The organism is Halomicrobium mukohataei DSM 12286, from assembly GCF_000023965.1.
GTDB classification, from domain to species: domain Archaea; phylum Halobacteriota; class Halobacteria; order Halobacteriales; family Haloarculaceae; genus Halomicrobium; species Halomicrobium mukohataei.
Genome location: NC_013202.1, coordinates 2,401,360 through 2,415,095, shown reverse-complemented (window position 1 = coordinate 2,415,095; position 13,736 = coordinate 2,401,360). Strand labels below are relative to the sequence as shown.

Sequence of the window (13,736 nt, the reverse complement as noted above, 5' to 3'; positions counted from 1 at the left end):
CCAGTAACATTTATAATGATCGCCTATGTTGTTTATCGGTAGGGTGGAACGGTAGATAAAGTTCCGCCCCACGGAGTACACAACGATGCCAGACACATACGTCGGTGCGATCGATCAGGGGACGACGGGCACCCGCTTCATGGTGTTCGACCACAGCGGCAACGTCGTCGCCAACTCGTACGAACAGCACGAACAGATCTATCCGAAACCCGGTTGGGTCGAACACGATCCGACCGAGATCTGGGAGAACACGAAGGCCGTCGTCACCGCTGGCCTCGACGCCGCCGACCTCGATGCCACCCAGCTCGAGGCGATCGGGATCACGAACCAGCGAGAGACCACGATCGTGTGGGACAGAGAGACCGGGCGGCCGATACACAACGCGCTGGTGTGGCAGGACCGACGGACGACCGACCGCGTCGAGGAGCTGGAAGAAGCCGGCAAGATCGAGATGATCCGCGAGAAGACCGGGCTGGAGGCCGACGCCTACTTCTCGGCGACAAAGACCGAGTGGATCCTGGACAACGCCGAACCCCTCAAGCTGGAGAGTGCCCGCACGCGTGACCTCCGTGAGCGTGCCCGCGACGGGGAACTCCTGATGGGGACGATCGACTCGTGGCTGATCTACAACCTCACGGGCAACCACATCACCGACGTGACCAACGCCTCTCGGACGATGCTCTACGACATCGAGGGGCTGTCGTGGGACGCGGAACTCCTCGAAGAGTTCGACATCCCCGAATCGATGCTGCCCGAGGTGCGCCCGTCCTCCGACGAGGCGACGTACGGAACCACCGACCCCGACGGCTTCCTCGGTGCCGAAGTCCCCGTCGCCGGTGCCCTGGGCGATCAGCAGGCCGCCCTGTTCGGTCAAACCTGCTTCGATGCCGGCGACGCGAAGAACACCTACGGCACGGGCTCGTTCTACCTCATGAACACCGGCGAAGAGGCCGTCGAGTCCGATCACGGACTCCTCACCACGATCGGCTTCCAGATGTCCGGCGAACCGGTCCAGTACGCACTGGAGGGGTCGATCTTCATCACGGGTGCGGCGATCGAGTGGCTCGAAGACGTCGACCTCATCAAGAACGCCGCACAGACCGCAGAGCTGGCCCGCTCGGTCGAGTCGACGGACGGCGTGTACATGGTGCCGGCCTTCACCGGGCTCGGCGCGCCACACTGGGACGGACGCGCACGCGGGACGATCGTCGGTATGACCCGCGGGACCCGGAAAGAGCACATCGTCCGTGCGACGCTCGAATCTATCGCGTACCAGACCCGAGACATCGCCGAAGCGATGGAAGCCGACTCCGGCGTCGAGACGACGACGCTGCGCGTCGACGGTGGGGCCGTCAAGAACAACTTCCTCTGTCAGCTCCAGTCCGACATCATCCAGACGGAGATCTCCCGTCCGGAAGTCGACGAGACGACCGCGCTCGGCTCGGCCTACGCCGCCGGCCTCGCCGTCGGCTACTGGGACACGATCGACGAGCTGCGGGACAACTGGCAGGTCGATCGCAACTTCCAGCCCGAGATGGCACCGGAGCAGGCGGACAAGATGTACGGACGCTGGGACGACGCCGTCGAGCGGTCCCGAGACTGGGCACATGAAGAGTAACCGATGAATCCGTACATCGCGGAAGCCATCGGTACTGCGATCCTCATCATCTTCGGTGGCGGTGTCGTCGCTAACGTCGTCCTCAACGAGACGAAAGGGCACGAAAGCGGTTGGATCGTCATCACGTGGGGATGGGCTATCGGTGTGTTCATGGGCGTGTTCACGATCAGTCAGGTCAGCGGCGGTCACATCAATCCCGCCGTGACGATCGGACTGGCTGCGGCCGGATTGTTCGACTGGGCACAGGTCCCGATCTACATCGCCGCTCAAACGCTCGGGGCGTTCCTGGGTGGTGTGGTGGTCTGGCTGGCGTACAAGGATCACTTTGCCGCGACGGAAGACGAAGACGTGAAGCTCGCTATCTTCTCGACGAGTCCCGAAATCCGAAACTATCGGGCAAACATGCTGACCGAGGTCATCGGTACGTTCGTGCTGGTCTTCGGGGTGTTGTATCTGAACTCCGCCGGATTCTTGGACGGCGCTTCCGGTGAGTTCCTCCGAACGATCACGATCGACGGTCAAGAGGTCGGATTCGGTCTCGGCGCGCTGTCAGCGCTTCCGGTCGCACTGGTCGTGCTCGGAATCGGGCTCTCTCTGGGTGGCCCGACCGGCTATGCGATCAATCCTGCACGCGACTTCGGACCGCGTATCGCACACGCGGTCCTCCCGTTTCCACACAAGGGCTCGTCGGACTGGGCGTATTCTTGGGTGCCTATCGTCGGTCCGATCATCGGAGCGCTCCTCGCGGCCGGGCTGTATCACGCACTGTAACGCACGGTCATCGGACAGCAATGCAGAACTCACGGACCAGGATGTGGAAACTGATATGCGACCGGGAATCCCACTCACAAACACCTCACAGGAACAATCGATGCACAGAACACGAGCGTCTATCGCCAACGCGTCTACGGGCGGGGCAAGTACTGCTGTCGATATCGATGGAGTTCCGCTCAGATGCCGTTGTCAACCCGTAGAGAGCGGATCATGAACATCGATGAGAGGATAAAACGACGGCAGCGCCGGGGTGGTGGCCCCCGACTGATCCAGGACTACGAATCGCTGTCCCCGGTTGCACACATCGACGACCCGTCGGACCGGGGTCCGGTCTTCGAGCGACTGCTCGATCACCTCGATCCGGTGTTCGACGGCCGCTTACCGCCCAACGCCTACGTGTCGGGCCCGTTTGGCTCCGGGAAGTCGGCGATCGTGACGGCGCTGTTCGGGCGGCTCGGCCGGCTCTCGACCGAACAGCGGTCGGTCATTCACACGAGTACCCGCGCGGCAGCGCCGCCCTCTCCGGAGTTCGTCTACGTCGATCTGCGTGAGACGACGAGTCGGTTCGCGTTCTACCACCGCGTGCTCGACGGACTCGTCGACGACCGAGTCCCGGAACACGGGATCAGCACGTCGGAGCTTCGCCGTCGGCTCCACGAGATGCTCGGTGCCGCGAGCATCGGCGTCGTGATCGCCGTCGACCACGTCGGCGAACAGGGCAGCACCGACGCCGAGGCGCTGATCGACCTCTTCGCGGGACTGCCCAGCAACGTGAGCTGGCTGGCGATCGGACGAGACGACCCCGAAGAGACGCTGTTGACCGAGTACACGGCGACGACGATCCCGGTCGAACCGTACCGTCGACAGATGCTCGTCGACGTGTTGATGACGCGCGCCTCGGACGGACTCGCTCCCCAGGCACTGAGCCACGAACAGGCCCGCACGATCGCCGAGTGGGCGGACGGCAACGCACACGACGCGCTGGCAGCGCTGTTTATCGCGGCCGACGACGCGAGTCAACGAGAGGGGACGCGCGTCGGCCAGGACGACGTCGAGGCCGCAATCGAGCAGATCCCACGCCCCTCGGTGTCGCTGGCGAGGGTGCTCGCGCTGCCAGACAACAAACAGCGCGTCCTGCGAGAAGTCGTCGAACTCGATTCGACCGACCGAGAGTCCGTCACCGCGACCACGGAGGCGATCGCCGCGAAAGCGACTGTCGACCTCTCACCGGGAACGGTCAAGCGGTACCTCTACGAGATGGCCGAAGGCGGGATCGTCGAACGCGTCCAGTCCGGCCTCGAAAGCGGGAAGGGGCGACCGCCCAGCCGCGTGGAACTGCGCTTTCCACCGGCGGCGTTTCGCCGCCTCTACGACCTGGAACGGGGATAAGCGTCGACGATTACCGCTCGCCGGTGCCGTCGGTGATCGCCGAGGCGAGCGCGCCCATGACGACGATGTCTTCGCCGAGCGTCGTGAGCTTCACGTCCGGGATGTTTCCGAACACCATCTCCGAGAGTTCGTCTCTGATCGGATCGAGGACGGCGTCGGGGTTGTTCAGCGCTACCGCTCCGCCGACGTAGACCACGAGCGGGGCGTACGCCTGGACGACGTTTGCGATCCCGATAGCGTTGAGGTGGCCGACCTGCCCGATGACGTACTGTGCGAAGTCGTCGCCGTCTCGCGCACGGTCGAACACGTCCGCCGCGTCGAAGTCACCGCTCTCGACTGGGAGCGCAGTCTCCATCCCGTCTTCCGTGTGGAGCTGCGTCGCGTACTTCGGGATGTTGTTGCCCGAACAGTACGCCTCCCAGTGGCCGTCCGAGCCACAGCCACACGTCATCACGCCGGCCGGGTCGAGGGTCATGTGCCCGACCTCACCGGCGTTGCCGTCCCAGCCGTCGACGACGTTGCCGTCGACGGCGACGCCGGCACCGATCCCCGAGGAGATCGTCAGATACACCATGTCGTCGGGGTTGCGGTCAGAGAAGAAGCGTTCGCCGATCACCCCGGCGTTGGTGTCGTTGTGCAGATACACGCGTTCCGAGTCGATCAGGTTGCCGACGGGACCGGTCAGTGGGATCCGACCGATCGAATCCGGGAGGTTCGCGGGTCCCTCGACGATTCCCTCGGCGAGATCCAGTGGTCCGATCGATCCGATACCGGCGGCGACGACGGAGCTTGGCGATACGTCGGCGTCGTCACAGGCGTTGCGGAGACAGTCGAGGATCGCCTCGGTGACGGCGATCCCGTTCGGCCCCCGCGGTGTGGCCTGCGTGTCTGACCCGAGTTCACGGGCGGACTCGTCGCCGACGACAGCACGAATGTTCGTCGCGCCGAGATCCACCCCTGCGTATGCAGCCATGATACTGGATGGGTGAACCCTTCGATACTTAACTGCACATATTCACACCGCCGGCCGTCTATCCGTGACGCAGTTTCCCATCTCGGGTGGACATCCCCCAGCGACGGCCAGCGGTATCACTGCCGGCTCGTGTCGCTACGAGCGGTCGTCCTCGGTGGTGTCCTCGTAGACGATGCCACGCTCCGCGTCGAGCGTGACCTGCGTTCCGTCCGCCAGGTCCGGGAGTTCGGCGTTGGCGATCATCGGGATCGAGAGCTCGCGCGCGACGATCGCAGCGTATCCCGTCGTCCCGTCGTGGGCGTCGACGATGCCGCCGATCCGCTCGACCTCGCCGTCGAACTCGCCGTCGAAGTCCGCGGCGATGGAGATCACCGCACCGTCGGGCACGTCGGAGAGGTCGCCGTCGGGCACGTGATAGACCGGCCCCGACACCAGCCCGTCGACGACCGAGCGGCCGTTGGCGATCCGCTCGGCCGCGACGTGGACCTTCAGGAGGTTCGCCGTGTTCATCCCTTCGAGCTCGGTCATCATCCCGGAGAGGACGACGACGGTGTCGCCACCGTCCGCTGCCTCCGTGTCCAGGGCCGCCTGGACGGCGTTCTGGATGATCGCGTCCGCACCCTGGGTCGTGTACTCCGTCGAGACGGGGATGATCCCCCACGAGAGGGCGAGCTGTCGCCGCACCTCGTCGCTGGGCGTCGAGGCGACGATCGGGATCGACGGCCGGTACTTGGCCGACTTGAGGGCGGTGTAGCCCGACTCGGAGGCGGCGACGACCGCCGACGCCCCGATGTCCCGAGCGAGGAACCGCGCGGACCGTGCCAGTGCGTCTGTCCGCGTCTCGCCCGCGGCCGGAACCTGTTGCTCGCGGTTCTGGTCGTACTCGGGAGCCGACTCGACGTCGCGGACGATGCGGTCCATCGTCTCGACGACGCGGACCGGATTGTCGCCGATCGCGGTCTCGCCCGACAGCATCACGGCGTCGGTGCCGTCGAGGACGGCGTTGGCCACGTCGGAGGCCTCCGCACGGGTCGGTCGGCGCTCGTGGATCATCGAGTCGAGCATCTCCGTGGCCGTGATCACGGGCACGCCGGCTTCCTGACACTTGCGGATGATGCGCTTCTGGAAGATCGGCACGTCTTCGAGCGGGCACTCGACGCCGAGGTCCCCACGCGCGACCATCACGCCGTAGGCGGCGTCGACGATCGAGTCGAGATTCTCGACCGCGCCGGCCCGCTCGATCTTGGCGATGATCGGGATGTCGATGCCGCGCGCTTCCATCTCGGCCTCGATCTCGTAGATGTCTTTGCCCGACCGGACGAAGGAGGCGGCCACGAAGTCGGGTTCCTTCTCCGCGGCGACGTCGAGCTCTCGGCGATCGTTGTCCGTGACTGCGGGCAAGTCGAGCTCGACGCCGGGGACGTTGACGCCCTTCCGGGCACCGAGTTCGCCGCCGTTCTCGACGGTCGCGTAGACGGAGTCGCCGTCGACGCGGTCGACCGTCGTCTCGATCCGCCCGTCGTCGAGCAACACGCGGTCGCCCGGCTGGACGGACGTGATCGACAGCGAGAGACCGACGCGCTCTGGCGTCGCCTCGTCCGACTGGACGAACTCGACCGTCGAGCCCTCGTCCAGCTGGATCGGGTCGCGGATCGGAGCCGTCCGCACCTCCGGGCCCGGCATGTCGAGCATCGACGCGACCGGTCGCTCCGTGGTCGCGTCGACCTCTCGGATCCGGTCGAGCATCTCGCGGCGGTGCTCGGGGGTGCCGTGGCTGGCGTTGAGCCGCGCCACGGACATACCGGCCTCGGCGAGGCCGCGAATCTGTTCGACCGACTCCGTCGCCGGTCCCAGCGTACAGACGATCTTCGCGCTACGCATCGGGTCGTCCTCCGTCGATTGCAGAGAGCTTCCGAACAACCATACGAGGGGGTACCCGGTCAGGGAATAAGAAGGTTATCGACCAGACGAATGCTGCGGCGTCGACGCCGTGGGTCACCGAGAGATGTCCGCGGTTCCGCCCTCGATGACGGCCGCTACCTCTGTCGGCGTCACGACGGCGATGTCGCCGGGGATCGATCGCTTGAGCGCGGCAGTCCCAGCGGCGTACTCCAGCGCGGTTTCGACGCTCTCGCCCGCGACGTACTGCGAGAGGAAACCGCCCACGAAGGAATCGCCGGTGCCGACGGGGTGGGCGCTCGTCGCCTCGAACGTCGGCTGTTCGTGGGTCGTCCCGTCGGCGACTGCCAGCGCCGGCTCGGACCCGCGCGTGAGGATCGTCACCTCGAAGTCGAACTCCTCGGCCAGCTCTCGGGCGATCGACGCCGCCTCCCCGGTGCGCCCGAGCACGTTCTCGGCGTCTCGCTGGGCGACGATCAACACGTCGACGTGGGGGAACAGTTCGGTGAGCGTCTCACGGGCGACCTCGGGCTCCCAGAGCTTCGACCGGTAGTTCACGTCGAAGCTCGTCAGCGTGCCGGCGTCGGCAGCCGCTTCGAGCAGCGTCTGGGTCGTCACTTCCAGCGTCTCCGACAGTGCCGGGGTGATACCCGTGGTGTGAAACGCCGACGCCGATCGGATTCGATCGACCGGTAGCTCGTCCGGCGTCGCCGTCGTCACCGCCGCGTCGGCCCGGTCGTAGATGACGTTGTTCCCGCGTGGGGACTCTCCCGATTCGAGGTAGTAGGTCCCCTGACGCCCCTCGTCGCTCCAGACGATATCGGTCTCGACACCGTGGCTCGCGAGTTCGCCGGTGACCCGCCGGCCGACCGGGGAGTCCGGGAGCTTCGACACCCACGTCGCGTCGAGGCCCAGCCGCTGTGTGGCGACTGCGACGTTGCTCTCTGCACCCGCGGCGCGAACGACGTACTGGTCTGCGGTTTCGATCCGTTCGTCGCCCGGCGGCGACAGCCGGAGCATGGTTTCCCCGAAGGTAACGAGATCCGTCATATAGGTGCGTCAACTCGCCCCCGGTATAAAATCCGCCGGATTCCGGAGTCGGCGTCCCGTACTGTGACACACTCCAAAGGCTTTTGTATTCAAATAATACACACAAAGCTATGCGAAACAGCGACGTGTCGCCAGCGGATGGCACAGCAACGGGCGTGCGCGTTCGCGGCGAACAAGCTCCCACTGGTGGTGGGACACGATGAGCGACACAGAGTCGTCTTCCGAAGGTATTCTCCAGAAGATCACGCCCAACTTCCTCAGGCGGAGCTTCGCACTGAAGTTCGGGCTCGTCCTGCTGGTGATGGGGCTGTCGGTCGGCATCATCGGGTTCGCGGCGACCGAAGAGGTCCGGACCCAGACACAGGACAACGTCGAAGGACAGTTCCAGAACACGGCCGTCCAGCAGAGTGACATCGTCGAGCAGTGGGTCACGCAGAACAAGCTGTCGACGAAGCTCATCTCCAATCAGGACCAGTGGGGTGACGACGAGGCAGATCTCGAACTCGCTCTCCAAAACGAGCTGTCGCGGCTGTCGGCCGACGCCAAGAACGTCCACCTGCTGGAGACGACGCCGTCGGGATCGTCCGTCGTCGCCAGTACGAGCCTCCGTGCGGACTCGTCGGCGTTGTCCGGGAACCTCCAGTGGACGTCCGAGACGGAGCTCAGCGACACCAGTCGGGTACTCGTCTCCGACGCCTACCGCGACAGCCAGGACAGCGAATCGACCATCGGGTTCGCCAGCCCGGTGCCGGCCTCCCAGAACCGCATCCTGGTCGTCGAGTACCGGCTCGACGAACTCGCCGACTCGATCAGTCCGGCCGAAGACGAGTCCGCGCGATTCACACAGGTCGTCGACAGCCACCGCACGGTCGTCGTCGACCAGGCCTACGCCAGCAACAGCGACCGAGAGGGGATGACGCTGTCGACGTACCCCGTCCAGCAGACGGTCGACGACGCGAACGCCCTGCGGGGCACACAGGAGAGTGCCAGCGTCAAGACGACGATGGCACCGAACGCCGACCTCGGACTGAACGAGGAGTACACAGTCGGCTACGCGCCGGTCTCTGGGACTGACTGGGTCGTCCTGACCCACGCACCGTCCTCGACGGTGTTTGGCTTCGTCGAGGACGTGCAGCTGTACGGCCTGATCGCGACGGCCGGTCTGGTCGTCTTCATCGGCGGTATCGGTGCGGCCCTCGGCTGGAGCACCTCGTCGTCGATCGATACGCTCACCCGGAAGACCGAAGAGATGCGGGAGGGCAATCTCGACGTCGAACTGGACACGTCACGGATCGACAACATCGGTCGGCTGTACGACGGCTTCGCCGACATGCGCGACGCGCTCAGAGAGCAGATCGACGAAGCCGAGCGCGCACGCAAAGAGGCCGAGGTCTCGCGCGCGGAAGCAATGGAGATGAGCAACTACCTCCAGGAGAAAGCCACCGAGTTCTCCGTCGCCATGGAGAAGACCGCAGGCGGGGACATGACCACGCGAATGGAGCAGGACGGCGAGAACGAAGCGATGGACACGATCGCGAGCGAGTTCAACGCCATGATCGAGGAGTTGGAGAAGACGACCGGCCAGCTCAAGAGCTTCTCCGAAGAGGTCGCGGAATCCGGTGACGTGGTGCTGCAAAGTGCCGAGTCTGTCCGTGACGCCTCCGAACAGGTCGCCGAGTCCATCCAGAAGATCTCCGACGACGCCTACGAGCAGAAAGACCAGCTACAGACGATCTCCGAGGATCTCGACGAACTGGTCGAGACGCTCGAAGCCCTCGAAGCGGAGCAGCAAGCAGTCGACCTCGGCGACTCGCTCACCCAGTTCCGCACCGTCGCGACCCAGCTGCAGGAGGCCGCAGACACCAGCGAGCAGATGATGTCCGAGTCCGAGACCGTCGCCGGTGCCGCGGAGGAACAGGCCGCCGAACTCAACGAAGTATCCTCGCGCGCCGAACAGCTGAAACGGTACGCTCGACCGCTCGGGGACATCCTCGACCGCTTCGAGACGGAAGCCGAACACGAGTTCGTCTTCTCCGGCGGACCGTCACAGACGACGCGCACGCAAGAAGAGAGCGAAGAGTGACGACGTAATTCCGGATTCTCGTCTCGATCCGTCGTTTCGGCGATGCCGTCGGGACCACGCTTCTCGTACTGCCGGCTGTAACTGTTACAAGATATTCGCGACCACGGGGTCGCGAAATTCTATACAGACGTACAGCCGGCGGTATCACCCCGACGGACACGCGCTATCGTGTCCCGCATCGCTGGGACCCTCTCTCCCGATACTGCCAGCTATCACTGTTTCAACGTATTCGCGACACGGGGTCGCGAAACTCTCCACAGACGTACAGCCGGCAGTATGAGGCGGGTCGGGGGCTGTGACGACGCCGACGGCGAAGCGTGCGCCTCGAACGCGAGCAGAGTGTTCGGCACCACCGGGATGATCCTCGCCGTCTACGAGCGTCGGCGATATTCTGTACTGGCCTCTCGACTCGCTACTGTACTGGCCTCTCGACTCGCTACTGTACTGGCCTCTTGACTCGCTACTGTACTGACCCCACCTCTGGTACGGACGCTCGTCGCCGTTCTCACGGTCGAACATCGTCGTGCGATCGATCCGGTCCAGGGCGACACCGATCCGTGCGAAACGTAGCGTTCACTGTCGTTCGCACGCTCACTTCTGTATAGCGCTATGCAATTTATCAGTCTCACTGCGGCCACTTCTGATGGGCAGAAATGAAAGAACTTGATCATATATGGCGACCACAGACGAGAAACGATCGAAGACGCCAGCCCTAGAGTCACACTCGCGATCCGCTGCCGGACGGCAGCCGACGAGGACGGATCGAGCCGTCGAGAGACCAGCGAGAGGCTCGTCCGCACCGACCGTCGTCGGTAGTGGCGTCGAGATCCGTCGCCAAGCGCCGGGCTGTGGCGACGATCGACTGTCCGAAGGTGCGGAGATTGGCCGAAGCAACTGACAGCACCGAAAGCCCTGGGGGTGAAAGGCCGAGGTGCAGTTGGCGGATCTGTGCCGGCCTATCCGATCGACGGGAGGATATCCGGCACGGATCCGCCTTCCGAACTGCCGGTACATTCATTAGTCCGCCGCTTGTCATACTGCCGGCTGTAACTGTTTCAAGATATTCGCGACCTCGTGGTCGCGAAATTCTGTACAGACTTACAGCCGGCAGTATCAGTCGAACACTGATTTCGCGGGGCCTCGCTCGAACGTCCGCCGGGAACGCTCGCTTCGGTCGAGCCACGCCACAACCCACCCACCATGACGACAGACACCCCATCTCCGGAGATCGAACCGATCGTCGACTACGAGCGCCTCTCTGCGGACGATCCAGTGCCGTATCACGAGCAGCGAGACGTCGTCGACCGGGCAGTCGTCGACCGGATGAGAGACCTCCCAGATCTCGCTTGCGTGGGCATCACGAACCCAGCGGGCGAGCTCCTCCTCCGACAGCAAACGGACACCTGCTCGTGGAAGATCCCCGTCGAAAGCGTGACACCGGACGAGGCGTTCACGACTGCGATCGTCGATCACGTTCGGGCGACGATCGAAGGCGTCTGGCAGGTCACCGTCGAAACGGACGGCGGCGAACGGACCGCAACGCGGGGATTCGTCACCTTCGGCGGCGTCCCCATGTCGGGAGCGTACGATCTCACTGCCGTGGAACCGGCAGGCGAACCGGTCCACGCGGTCGAGTGGTTCGACGAACTGCCCGCAGATGCCGACGTGATTCCGGGGACGGACGTATTCCTGGACTGATACTGCCGGCTGTCACCGTTTCGAGAGAGTCGTGACCACGGGGTCGCAACGGTCTGTACAGACGGACAGCCGGCAGTATGGTGGCGGCGTCGAATCGAACCGGTCCCTCATGGATTGCCGCCGTCGGCTGTGACTCTGTAAACGACTGGAGGCCACAGGGCCGGAAATAGCTAACCACGGTGACAGTCGATCGTGTGACGTACCGGCTATCGAGTGTCGCCACGACCGGCAGCCGTCCGATAGGATCTTTTCATCCGATCGTCGCTCGTTCGAGCACAGAGATCTCTCGAAGTCGTACGCGATGGGCTCCGTGCCAGAGTCTCGTCCGATGCGGCGAGTCGTGCAAGAGCGCCTGCGTCGCAGAGCGTACCCACAGTCGCGGTGTTCCGACACGGCGACAGTCGGCATCGTCCACAGCGAGCGGCCGCTGCCGACCAGATCGATTGGCGCTGTCGGCGAGTTGTGTTGCTGCTGTTAGAACAATACTTATTTGTGGATATAATCTTTAGTGCTATCTGAGCACAGATTCACAAATAAGATATCAGTTGGCGGCTGCTATAGGACAGCACTTCCACAGATAAATGACCTTATCTGTGATTGTGAGTTAGATTGATGTGGCTGGGAAGTGACGGGATCGATATGGCACGTGACAGCGGCGTCGACACCTCCCGGGCGAGGATTCAGTCCTACGTTCCGACCTATCAGAAACAGGAGTGGCAGGCACACGCCGACGAACTCGACATGAGCCTCAGCGAGTTCGTCAGATCGATGGTACAGGCCGGGAGACGTGGTTTTACTGCCGACTCGTCTTCGATCGAACCGTCGACAGTAGCTGAAGGCGGTGAAGGGGAACAATCGGACGCCGACCCCCAGGGTCAGCGTCTGGAAGACCGGGTTCTCTCGACCCTCGCCGACGGCGACAGCTACGAGTGGGACGAGCTGGTCGCGGCAGTGACCGACGACATCGAAGCGCAACTGGACGAGACGCTACAGGATCTCCAAGCGCGCGACGAGATCAGATACAGCGGGCGAGAGGGAGGGTACGTCAAGAAATGAGCTCCGACACCGACGCCGTCGACGCGAGCGAGGATCCGGTCGGCTACTTCCTGGACGATATGACCTACCACGGAAAGACGGATCGAACGCGGGAGTACTACGAGCGCGTGCTCCGGGAGTTCGAGTCCTTCCTCGACAGCGGAGCCCGGCCGGTCGGACTGGCCGAAGCGACCCATCGAGACTGTATGGCGTACGTCCACGGGCTCAGAGACGAGCAGAGTGACTCGACCGTCGCGACGTACGCCTCATACTTGCATCGGTTCTACGCCTACATGAATCAGGTCGGAACCTTCGAGGAGAATCCGATGGCGCTGGTGATGGAGGAGATGGACGAGACGATCGACACCGACCCCCAGCGCCGAGAGATCCCTATCCCGGCGATGCGATCGTTCGTCCGGGACATCGGCCATCCCCTGGAGCGAGCGGTCGTCGTGACGCTGTTGAAGACCGGGATGCGTGCGGGCGAGCTCTGTAATCTCGACGTTCGTGACCTGCACCTGTCGGAGTGTGCGGTCACGGCGGGGACTGCGATTCGGCCACAGCTCGAAGAGCGCCCCGATTCGCTGTTCGTCTCGGCCGAGCCGGCGCGTGGCGCGGTCGTCAACGGCGAAGAGCGGACGGCCTCGAACAAGCGAAAACGGGACACGACGGTCCCCGTCGACGCGGAACTGGGCGACGTACTCGAACGGTGGCTGGCCGTCCGCCCAGATCCGAGATCGACCGCAGAGCCGCTGTTCACGTCGACGAGCGGAGACTGGGGGAAACGACTCACGCCGGACATGGTCCACCACGTCGTCGAACGCCACGCACGCGACCGGGGCTGGTACCAGGACGGCGGCGATGCGGCCCAGAACGTGACGCCGCACTACTTCAGGCACTTCTTCACGACACACCTCCGGGATCGAACTGGTGATCGCGGGATCGTGAAGTACCTGCGCGGCGACGTGGCCCAGGACGTGATCGACACGTACACCCACGAGTGGGGCGACCGCGTTCGCACCGTCTACGACGAGCACGTGTACGATATCTGTTAGCGCCCGACACTGTTTTGTCGGCGACCCGGCGGCAGCTCGTAGACACGTAAACTGTATACTGCTATATCAATGTGGCGGCGCTATCCATGGAGATGATCAAATCCCACTCGCGTACATCACTGTTTTCGACTACTCTACTGCTCTGAATGGTGGCAACACGAA

11 protein-coding genes are annotated in these 13,736 nt (G+C 64.0%); 7 read left to right on the top strand and 4 right to left on the bottom strand.

The window, feature by feature from the left end:
- Nucleotides 1–85: 85 nt before the first annotated feature.
- The 3 genes from glpK to HMUK_RS12130 all read left to right on the top strand — a co-directional run bounded on the left by glpK (nt 86) and on the right by HMUK_RS12130 (nt 3,781).
- Nucleotides 86–1,618, top strand: a complete 1,533-nt coding sequence (gene glpK, locus HMUK_RS12140; protein ID WP_015763464.1) for a glycerol kinase GlpK — start codon at nt 86–88, stop codon at nt 1,616–1,618.
- A gap of 3 nt (nt 1,619–1,621) precedes the next feature.
- A complete protein-coding gene (locus HMUK_RS12135; RefSeq protein ID WP_015763463.1) occupies nt 1,622–2,389 on the top strand; it encodes an MIP/aquaporin family protein in 768 nt (255 codons plus the stop codon).
- A gap of 213 nt (nt 2,390–2,602) precedes the next feature.
- Nucleotides 2,603–3,781: a Cdc6/Cdc18 family protein gene (locus tag HMUK_RS12130; RefSeq protein ID WP_015763462.1), complete on the top strand. Its 1,179-nt coding sequence runs from the start codon at nt 2,603–2,605 to the stop codon at nt 3,779–3,781.
- Nucleotides 3,782–3,791: 10 nt separating this feature from the next.
- Here the strand turns inward: HMUK_RS12130 and HMUK_RS12125 are convergent, their stop codons facing one another.
- The 3 genes from HMUK_RS12125 to kdgK1 form a co-directional block, all read right to left on the bottom strand.
- Nucleotides 3,792–4,754, bottom strand: a complete 963-nt coding sequence (locus HMUK_RS12125; RefSeq protein WP_015763461.1) for an ROK family protein — start codon at nt 4,752–4,754, stop codon at nt 3,792–3,794.
- A 135-nt stretch (nt 4,755–4,889) separates the two neighbouring features.
- Complete coding sequence (pyk, locus tag HMUK_RS12120) at nt 4,890–6,635, bottom strand: pyruvate kinase (RefSeq protein WP_015763460.1); 1,746 nt, start codon at nt 6,633–6,635, stop codon at nt 4,890–4,892.
- A gap of 114 nt (nt 6,636–6,749) precedes the next feature.
- Nucleotides 6,750–7,703 carry a bifunctional 2-dehydro-3-deoxygluconokinase/2-dehydro-3-deoxygalactonokinase gene (gene kdgK1, locus HMUK_RS12115; RefSeq protein ID WP_015763459.1) on the bottom strand — a complete coding sequence of 318 codons (954 nt, stop codon included), beginning with the start codon at nt 7,701–7,703 and terminating at the stop codon, nt 6,750–6,752.
- Between the two features lie 199 nt (nt 7,704–7,902).
- Here kdgK1 and HMUK_RS12110 point away from each other — a divergent pair, with 199 nt between their 5' ends.
- Nucleotides 7,903–9,786: a HAMP domain-containing protein gene (locus tag HMUK_RS12110; RefSeq protein WP_015763458.1), complete on the top strand. Its 1,884-nt coding sequence runs from the start codon at nt 7,903–7,905 to the stop codon at nt 9,784–9,786.
- Between the two features lie 144 nt (nt 9,787–9,930).
- Here the strand turns inward: HMUK_RS12110 and HMUK_RS17250 are convergent, their stop codons facing one another.
- Nucleotides 9,931–10,305, bottom strand: a complete 375-nt coding sequence (locus tag HMUK_RS17250; RefSeq protein WP_126967075.1) for a hypothetical protein — start codon at nt 10,303–10,305, stop codon at nt 9,931–9,933.
- A 681-nt stretch (nt 10,306–10,986) separates the two neighbouring features.
- Between HMUK_RS17250 and HMUK_RS12100 the strand changes: the two genes are divergently transcribed.
- The 3 genes from HMUK_RS12100 (at nt 10,987) to HMUK_RS12090 (ending at nt 13,574) form a co-directional block, all read left to right on the top strand.
- On the top strand, nt 10,987–11,484 hold the full coding sequence (locus tag HMUK_RS12100; protein ID WP_015763457.1) for a hypothetical protein: 498 nt from the start codon (nt 10,987–10,989) through the stop codon (nt 11,482–11,484).
- Between the two features lie 639 nt (nt 11,485–12,123).
- Nucleotides 12,124–12,540 carry a DUF5805 domain-containing protein gene (locus HMUK_RS12095; protein ID WP_015763456.1) on the top strand — a complete coding sequence of 139 codons (417 nt, stop codon included), beginning with the start codon at nt 12,124–12,126 and terminating at the stop codon, nt 12,538–12,540.
- The gene (locus HMUK_RS12090; RefSeq protein WP_015763455.1) at nt 12,537–13,574 is read left to right on the top strand and encodes a tyrosine-type recombinase/integrase; all 1,038 of its coding nucleotides are present in this window, start codon (nt 12,537–12,539) and stop codon (nt 13,572–13,574) included. Before HMUK_RS12095 ends, HMUK_RS12090 begins: the two co-directional genes overlap by 4 nt.
- Nucleotides 13,575–13,736: the final 162 nt, after the last annotated feature.

Excerpts from the sequence above, each read along its gene's own strand:
- HMUK_RS12135 (WP_015763463.1), top strand. The coding sequence starts at position 1,622 with ATGAATCCGTACATCGCGGAAGCCATCGGTACTGCGATCCTCATCATC.
- HMUK_RS12130 (WP_015763462.1), top strand. The coding sequence starts at position 2,603 with ATGAACATCGATGAGAGGATAAAACGACGGCAGCGCCGGGGTGGTGGC.
- HMUK_RS12090 (WP_015763455.1), top strand. The coding sequence starts at position 12,537 with ATGAGCTCCGACACCGACGCCGTCGACGCGAGCGAGGATCCGGTCGGC.
- HMUK_RS12125 (WP_015763461.1), bottom strand. The coding sequence starts at position 4,754 with ATGGCTGCATACGCAGGGGTGGATCTCGGCGCGACGAACATTCGTGCT.
- HMUK_RS12110 (WP_015763458.1), top strand. The coding sequence starts at position 7,903 with ATGAGCGACACAGAGTCGTCTTCCGAAGGTATTCTCCAGAAGATCACG.
- HMUK_RS12095 (WP_015763456.1), top strand. The coding sequence starts at position 12,124 with ATGGCACGTGACAGCGGCGTCGACACCTCCCGGGCGAGGATTCAGTCC.
- glpK (WP_015763464.1), top strand. The coding sequence starts at position 86 with ATGCCAGACACATACGTCGGTGCGATCGATCAGGGGACGACGGGCACC.
- HMUK_RS17250 (WP_126967075.1), bottom strand. The coding sequence starts at position 10,305 with ATGTTCGACCGTGAGAACGGCGACGAGCGTCCGTACCAGAGGTGGGGT.
- kdgK1 (WP_015763459.1), bottom strand. The coding sequence starts at position 7,703 with ATGACGGATCTCGTTACCTTCGGGGAAACCATGCTCCGGCTGTCGCCG.
- pyk (WP_015763460.1), bottom strand. The coding sequence starts at position 6,635 with ATGCGTAGCGCGAAGATCGTCTGTACGCTGGGACCGGCGACGGAGTCG.
- HMUK_RS12100 (WP_015763457.1), top strand. The coding sequence starts at position 10,987 with ATGACGACAGACACCCCATCTCCGGAGATCGAACCGATCGTCGACTAC.